Genomic DNA, 7,280 nt, shown 5'->3' with positions numbered 1-7,280 from the left:
TAACCCTCTCTGAATCTCATGCTTAAGCAACCGCAATCTGGCTCATCAGACGATAACCTTACACGGAAACCCGGTGGCTTCTCCCTGGTGGAGATGGTTGTCGTTGTTCTCGTGATGGGCATCATCAGCTCCGTTGCGGCCGTGAAGATGTTTGAAGTCAGCACGGACGCGAAAGTGAATGCCATGGCAACAACCTTCGCGGACTTCGTGCGGGCAGCTGAACTGCGGAAGCAGATCGAAGGGGGTTATTTCAAAGACTCCCCCACCGGAACGCTGCCTCCCGAGCTGGCCGCTTTCATTCGCCCCGAACAGTGGGAAGCAGTCACCCCCATCAACGGAAAGTGGGACGTCGAGAAGAATACATTTGCGATCAAACGGGCTCTGGGAATTCACTTCATCGCCGGCAGCGGTCCGATGCCCGACTCTTCAATTCTGCAACAGATTGATGCCGTTATTGACGACGGCAACATCAGTACCGGAAGCCTGCGACTGCTCGACACCGATCGTTTTTACTACGTGCTCCACGAGTAGCCCTCTCTGTCATGCCATCAGCCGCGCCATTCTCGCATGACACGGCGAACCAGACGAAGGCCGCACGACGGGAACTCCTCGCGCACGGTTCGGCTCAGATCCGGCTCGTGAATCGCTCCGTTCACGTTCTTCTCAGCGCATAAAAAAAGCCGCAGGCAAATGCCTGCGGCTGGTCCGAGGTTACCTGAACCTCGGCGAAACTATTTCACGAAGGACTCCGGTGTCGCCCGGAATTCCAACATTGTCTCACGGTTCGAGAAGAGGAAGAGTCGGTCCTGATACCAGACGGCGTAATCAAGACGCCCCGCTTCTTCCATTCCCTCCTGCACGAACTTCACCACATCACAGCCGCCATGAGCGGGCACGTAGCGGATCGGATCGGCGTCGAATTTCTCCCGGGCCTGCTGGCTCGAGAAGTAGTAAATCTGACCTGCGTGTTCGGTTTCAAATTGCGGCGTCGCATCGACCAGCTCGAGATTGTCCCGGAGTTCGACCGGACAGAATCCCTTGAAGCCGGTGGCATTTCCGCGGGCGGCGATCAGCTGATACTTCTGCTGAGCAGACCCCCGTGCCGGCGTTTCCGCCACTTGTGTTTCAATCTTCGGTTCTTCCACCTGTGCCGGTTTAGCCGTTTCAGGGATTGCAAGCTGATTCGGTTCCGATCCACTCGGCTGACGGCTCCGCCATCCGGTATCGGACATCGCCAGTTCCTGCTGCGGAGCGGGCGTGCGTCTCACCGGAGCGGTGACCGAAGGAGCCAGTGGCAGATCGGCTTTCCGTTCCCCTTTCAGAGTCGGTTCGGTGATGTCGGCCAGTTCGGCATCGGGCGTGATTTCCGGTTTCATCACCGGAGATTCGTCCACACGCAGTTCCGTGGCACTGTCCGCAACAAACTCACGCGGTTCCCGCATCTCACTCGGAACCGGTTCGAGCATTTGCGGAGCTTCCGCTGTCTGAACCGGCTCGCTGTCGGGCACAGGTGCCAGTGTCGGACTTTCCACCAGGACCGGCTCCTGGACTTCCGGCTTTAGCAGTTCTTCGCCGGGCAGAGGCGGAAGAACAACAACTCCCGGTGGCTCCACCGGAGCAGCATCAGCCAGCGATTTCTGGTCGGGAATCGGTGCTGGCAGAGGCGGCAGGAACGGGAGATTCACCTGGCCGCTGGGCTGCGGTTCGGACTTCGGAAACGCACTGGCAGCCGGCGGCGTGGCCACAATCTCTGTTTTGGACGGGCTTGTCTGCGGGGCCGGCGGCATGGGAATGGGCAGCGGCATTTCATCAAACTTCGGCTTCGATTGCGGCACCGAGGGCACATCGACAACCTGAGCCGGCGGTTCGCTCATCGGCTCTGGAGCCGGATCGTACTCGCGAACTTCCGCATGGGCCGGATCGTCCGCCAGCTTGATGCCAAGCTTCGCGGCGTTCTTCGAGTTGAACTCTGGCACCTTATTAGGATCGTCGAATGTCTTCGGCGACGGGGAGCCGACAATTTTGTCGAAGAAGTCTGAAAGCTTCGACGACTTCTCTTCGGTGTCGTCGGAACGTTCGCGTTTCGGCTGACGGGCCGCCGCTTGCGGAGCGGCTTCCGACTGCGGCTGTTCAGTCGGACTTTGTTCAAACGTCTGGCCGGACATCTGCGGCGGCTGCTTACCGTCACGACGGTACAGTTCTTCCAGCTCTCGCATCACATTGGACTGCCCGGCAGGCGAACCCGATCCCGGAACTTCGGCGGGTTGCTGCGCGGGCTGCTGCGCTGGCTGACTCTGGGGCTCGTCATCGCGACGACCTCGAACATCAGCCGGAGCATCCGTACGTTCCGGAGTGACCTGCTGATCGTTCTGCGAAGGACGCAAAAATCCGAACAGGCTCGTCCGGCCGGGGCTGGACGATTTCTTCAACCAGGGTTTGCTGAAACGTGGCCCCGCTGCACCCTGCGATTCACTCGGTCCCAATGTCGACGAGGAGGTGGGCAGCATCAGAGAGAGTGCCAGACCTGCAGTCGCTCCGCCGAACAGTAACTTTTTGATCGCAGACATAAAAACCTTCTCCGAGTAGTCAGAGCACTTCTTGTCGTATTCGTAAGGGGCCACAACCGGACCTGGCGTTCCCTTGACGGTCTGAAACCGAATTTCGCGACGCCTGAGGAACCGTCAGATCAAGACGAACCGCCAGAACCGGAATAACCGGAAGAACTGCGTCGTTGGATTCTATCGACACTTACCCGCCTCTCGATTCACGTCGAACTGCGCTGTTACAGGCAATCCGACCGGCTGAATCGACACGAGCGTTGCAATTGGCAAATCAGACAAACTCCTCCCAGTCTTCCCAGATTCACATGGCAGCAATGCCGGTTTCCCCGATCGACTGCGAACCGATAGACTGGCGTTTTCACCTGCAGAACAACCCCCCGACCCTGAGCTCGAAACCCCCACCCATGCATACAGTTGTCGAAGCGCTTCAGGCGATTGACCGCACCATCAAGCCCGGAATCCCCCGCGAAGTCCCTGTTTTTCAGTCCGCCGGTTCCCGGGCTGCGGAACCGATTGAAGCCTGCAGTGACTCGCCCCCGTTCGACAAAGCCTTGATGGACGGCTTCGCCGTTCGCAGCCAGGACATTCAGCCGAACGTTACGCTTCGTGTGCAGGAACGACTCACCGCCGGTCAGGTCCCGAAGCTTCCCCTCAGCCCGGGCGTCACGACGCAAGTTATGACGGGCACACAGGTTCCGGACGGAACAGATGCCGTGGTGCGGGTCGAAGACGTCAACGATCCCGAAGCGGAGGAACTCACGCTCTCGATCTCCTCGCTGGCAGCGGGCCGCAACGTGTTTCACCGCGGCGAGAGCATGCAGACGGGGGAAACGATCCTCAAACCCGGCGAACTGCTCGAGTTTCCCAAGATCGCCCTGCTGGCCGAACTCGGTGTAATGTCCGTCTCCTGCTTTCCTCGTCCGACCGTGTCCGTGCTGGCCACCGGCGATGAACTCGTGCCCGCCAATCAGCAGCCCGGCCCGGGACAGATTCGCAACTCCAACGAGCCGATGCTCGTCGCCCAGGTTGCCAATGCCGGCGGAATCCCTCAGCCCGTCGGCATTGCCCGGGATACGGAAGAGGATCTGCGGGAGAAAATCGCGACCGGCCTGGAATCCGACTTTCTACTGCTCTCGGGTGGTGTTTCCGCGGGCGTGCTCGATCTCGTGCCGAAAATGCTGGCCGAACTCGGCGTGCAGCAGGTCTTTCACAAAGTGCAGATGAAACCGGGCAAGCCGATCTGGTTCGGGCTGCGGTCTGCCAATCCGGACGAAGGTACGAACGCCTGTTACGTGTTCGGCTTGCCGGGCAATCCGGTCAGTTCGATGGTCTGCTTCGAACTGTTCGTCCGCCGAGCGATGGCTCGCTTTCAGAAAGTCGGAGGAATGGACCTGGAACCGCTACAGGCTCGCCTGACGCAACCTCATCTAGTCAAAGGAGATCGACCGGTCTATCATCCCGCCAGAGTCTCGATCGCAGGATCGGAAGTGACCGCTCGGCCGGTTCGCTGGGTCGGTTCGGCTGATCTGCGGGGAGCTGCGGAAGCCAACGGTATGATCGCCTTCCCGCCGCGATCCGACTCCTACGAAGCCGACGAATTTGTCGACGCCTGGTGCTGGTTTCAGCGGTAACCGGGGCGACAGATTTGGGGCGCGAGCAGACGCCACAGATCGAACACTATTTCAGCGGAGTCAGTCTCCTCTTTCTCGGAATTACGGAACGGGCAGATCAGGATCGATCTGCAGAGGAACGAACAGCCATGGACGCAGCAGAAACTCTCTCCCGCCCGGAACCCTCTCGTTCTGAATCGGATCGTGGTCGTTCCGGACGGCGGCAGGGACGACTGGAAATCACGGTGGAACAGATTATCGAAAACGCGGAAAACCGTCCGCCCGCCTTCTGGATCGCCCTCGCCTGGTCGATGACCGCCGGACTGACGATGTACGCCAGCTATTACCCGGTCGGCTTCAGTCCACTGGCGTGGATTGCCGTGCTGCCGTGGCTGTTTCTGGCTCGGGTTGAACAGGCCCCGAAACGCATGCTGCTCGCCAGCTACCTGGGTGGACTCGCCTTTTACGTTCCCGTCCTGCAATGGATGCGATACGGCGACCCGCTGATGTACTTCGGCTGGGGAGCTCTCGCCTTCTACCTCGCCGCTTACATTCCCGTCTTCATCGGACTGACGCGCGTCGGCGTGCATCGGTTGAAATGGCCGCTGTACCTGGTCGCTCCCGTCGTCTGGACCGGGTTGGAGTATCTTCGCGGATTCCTGTTTACCGGATTCGGCTGGTACTATCTCGGCCATTCGCAGGTGCACTGGACGGAACTGATTCAGATCAGCGATCTCGTCGGAGCCTACGGCGTCAGCTTCGTGATGATGCTCATCTCAGCCGCCATCGCCATGCAGGTCCCGACCCGCTGGCTCGAGAAGATGCGGTTCATCCGCACGTCTCTCGATGGCACCCCGGCTGCCGAGCCGTCCGCCCGTTCGCGTTACACGTCGCTCGCCGTCGCCGCAGCCGTGCTGGGCATGACTGTCGGTTATGGATTCTTCCGAACCGGTCAGGCCGAGTTCACCGCCGGGCCGCGCGTCGCTCTGGTTCAGGGCAATTTCAAAGCGGCGCTCAACATTCCCGCGTCGCAGTACGAAGAGTCGTTCATGGTCCACAATGAGTTGACCGGGATGGCCGTCGAAGAGCAGCCCGACATGATCGTCTGGCCGGAAGGGATGTTCCGCTACGCCTTGCTGGAAGCGGATGACTCACTCTCCACGGCCGACCTGGCCGAGATCGCTCCGCATCTGCCGCCGGAAAGCTGGCGTCGCAGCGATGTCTCCCGGACTCTCGAAACGATGAGCGAGAAAGCCGGAGCCGCCCTCGTCATCGGCCTGGGAGCCTATGTGGCTTCTCCGGACGGCATGGCTCAATACAACTCCGCCCAGCTCGTGACTCCCGAAGCCGGCCTGAAACAGCGGTACGACAAGCTGCACCGCGTCCCTTTCGGCGAGTACATTCCTGGTCAGGACTGGGAGATGCTGGCGGGGATGTTCCCGGAGAACTTCGGCCTCACCGCTGGCACGACCGCAACCGCCTTCGATTACAAATCATGGCGATGCGCCCCGGTCATTTGCTTTGAAGACACTGTCCCTCACGTCACGCGAAATATCGTCCGTACGATTGAAACGAAATCGGAATCGGGCAAGCCGGTCGACTTCCTGGTCAACCTGTCGAACGACGGCTGGTTCGCCGGTTCCAGCGAGCATGACCAGCATCTCATTACCGCTCAGTTCCGAGCCGTCGAACTCCGCAAGCCACTCGTCCGAGCCGCCAACATGGGCATCTCATCCTGCATCAACGGCAGTGGACAGGTCATCGATCCCGAAGTCTTCCTGACCAAAGACCCGGTCACGTGGCAGCCGAAAGATATCTCGTACCGCGATCCCGACACCGGCCGCTACCGCCGCAAACTCGAAGCGGTCCTCGTGCAGACGATCCCCCTCGACAACCGCGGCAGCCTCTACCTCGCCATCGGAGACTGGTTCGCCGCCACGTGTCTGCTCGGTTGCGCCATGCTGCTGGTCCTGCACTGGTGGCCGAGAAAGAAAGCCACCCCGGCCGCGGAACCAGCCACCTCGTGAAGTGAACCCTACGGGAGTGGACCACACAACTCCTCGTAGCGGCGGCAGGATGCTGCCGCCACGAATCGGGCTATTCGTGCAATAAACTCTGCAGAGCCGCTCCGATATCGTCTGATCGCATCAGCGATTCGCCGACGAGAATTGCATGGATGCCGTTCTCTTCCAGCAGGCGGGTATGCTCGCGAGTGCGGATGCCGCTTTCGCTGACGAACAGGATCGTATCGCGAACCTGCTTTCGCAGTTCGATCGAATGCCCGAGGTCCGTCTTGAAGGTTCGCAGGTTGCGGTTGTTGACCCCGATGATGTGCGGGTTCAGGTCGAGCACCATCGGCATGTTCTCGACGTCGTACAATTCGACCAGTGCCTGCATGCCGAGTTTCCGGGAGTACTGATACAGATCCCGCAGTTCCGGCTCGGTCAGGCATTCGGCGATCAGCAGCACACAATCGGCCCCGGCGACACGGGCTTCGGCAATCTGATAACGGTCGAGGATGAAGTCCTTCCGCAGCAGCGGCAGGTCGACGGCCTGGCGGATCTGCTTCAGATAATCGAGGTGTCCCTGAAAGAAGTTTTCATCGGTCAGCACGCTGATGCAGGAGGCTCCGTGGGCGGCGTAGGTCTTCGCGATCGCGACCGGATCGAAGTCTTCGCGAATAATCCCGGCGGACGGCGAGGCCTTTTTCACCTCGGCAATGACACCCATTGGATGATTGAGCCGCAGCTGGGTGACGAAATCCTTGACCGGAGGAGCCTCGGGCAGGTGTGCCACGAGATCCTCGAACGAAACCCGCTCCTTCGCAGCGGCGATTTCCCCGCGTTTATGGGCCACAATGTCCTGAAGAATATCTCGCAACGCCGCACCATCAGATCAAGAGTTTCAAGAACCGGAATCGAGCGGCATCGTACCGGAAACGCCAGCGCTTTTCACGACCGGACATTTCCGACCGCCGCAGAATTCAACGAACTGGCTCCGGTTTTCCCATCAGGATTTGAACATGCCAGCCGCCCTGCCGTATGATGCAGTATTCCCGAACCGGCGGCTTCCGGCCTGCAGGGTGCGTCATAACGCCCCAGCACATCGC

At 60.1% G+C, this 7,280-nt stretch carries 5 protein-coding genes; 3 read left to right on the top strand and 2 right to left on the bottom strand.

Going from position 1 to position 7,280, the window contains the following annotated elements:
- Positions 1 to 18: 18 nt before the first annotated feature.
- Positions 19 to 531 (top strand): prepilin-type N-terminal cleavage/methylation domain-containing protein, encoded by a 513-nt coding sequence (locus L1A08_RS17565; RefSeq protein ID WP_261362932.1) that lies wholly within the window; start codon positions 19 to 21, stop codon positions 529 to 531.
- 200 nt (positions 532 to 731) lie between these two features.
- Here L1A08_RS17565 and L1A08_RS17560 read toward each other — a convergent pair whose 3' ends face one another.
- A complete protein-coding gene (locus tag L1A08_RS17560; RefSeq protein WP_238757824.1) occupies positions 732 to 2,567 on the bottom strand; it encodes a hypothetical protein in 1,836 nt (611 codons plus the stop codon).
- Positions 2,568 to 2,965: 398 nt separating this feature from the next.
- On the opposite strand from L1A08_RS17560, the gene L1A08_RS17555 reads away from it, so the two are divergent.
- Complete coding sequence (locus L1A08_RS17555) at positions 2,966 to 4,192, top strand: molybdopterin molybdotransferase MoeA (RefSeq protein ID WP_238757823.1); 1,227 nt, start codon at positions 2,966 to 2,968, stop codon at positions 4,190 to 4,192.
- A 128-nt stretch (positions 4,193 to 4,320) separates the two neighbouring features.
- On the top strand, positions 4,321 to 6,198 hold the full coding sequence (gene lnt, locus L1A08_RS17550) for an apolipoprotein N-acyltransferase (protein WP_238757822.1): 1,878 nt from the start codon (positions 4,321 to 4,323) through the stop codon (positions 6,196 to 6,198).
- A gap of 70 nt (positions 6,199 to 6,268) precedes the next feature.
- Here the strand turns inward: lnt and trpC are convergent, their stop codons facing one another.
- On the bottom strand, positions 6,269 to 7,051 hold the full coding sequence (gene trpC / locus L1A08_RS17545; protein WP_238757821.1) for an indole-3-glycerol phosphate synthase TrpC: 783 nt from the start codon (positions 7,049 to 7,051) through the stop codon (positions 6,269 to 6,271).
- Positions 7,052 to 7,280 lie beyond the last annotated feature (229 nt).

Source organism: Rubinisphaera margarita (genome assembly GCF_022267515.1).
Classification (GTDB): Bacteria; Planctomycetota; Planctomycetia; order Planctomycetales; family Planctomycetaceae; genus Rubinisphaera; species Rubinisphaera margarita.
The sequence above is the reverse complement of the archived record's forward strand: the minus strand, read 5'-3'. Positions and strand labels throughout refer to the sequence as shown.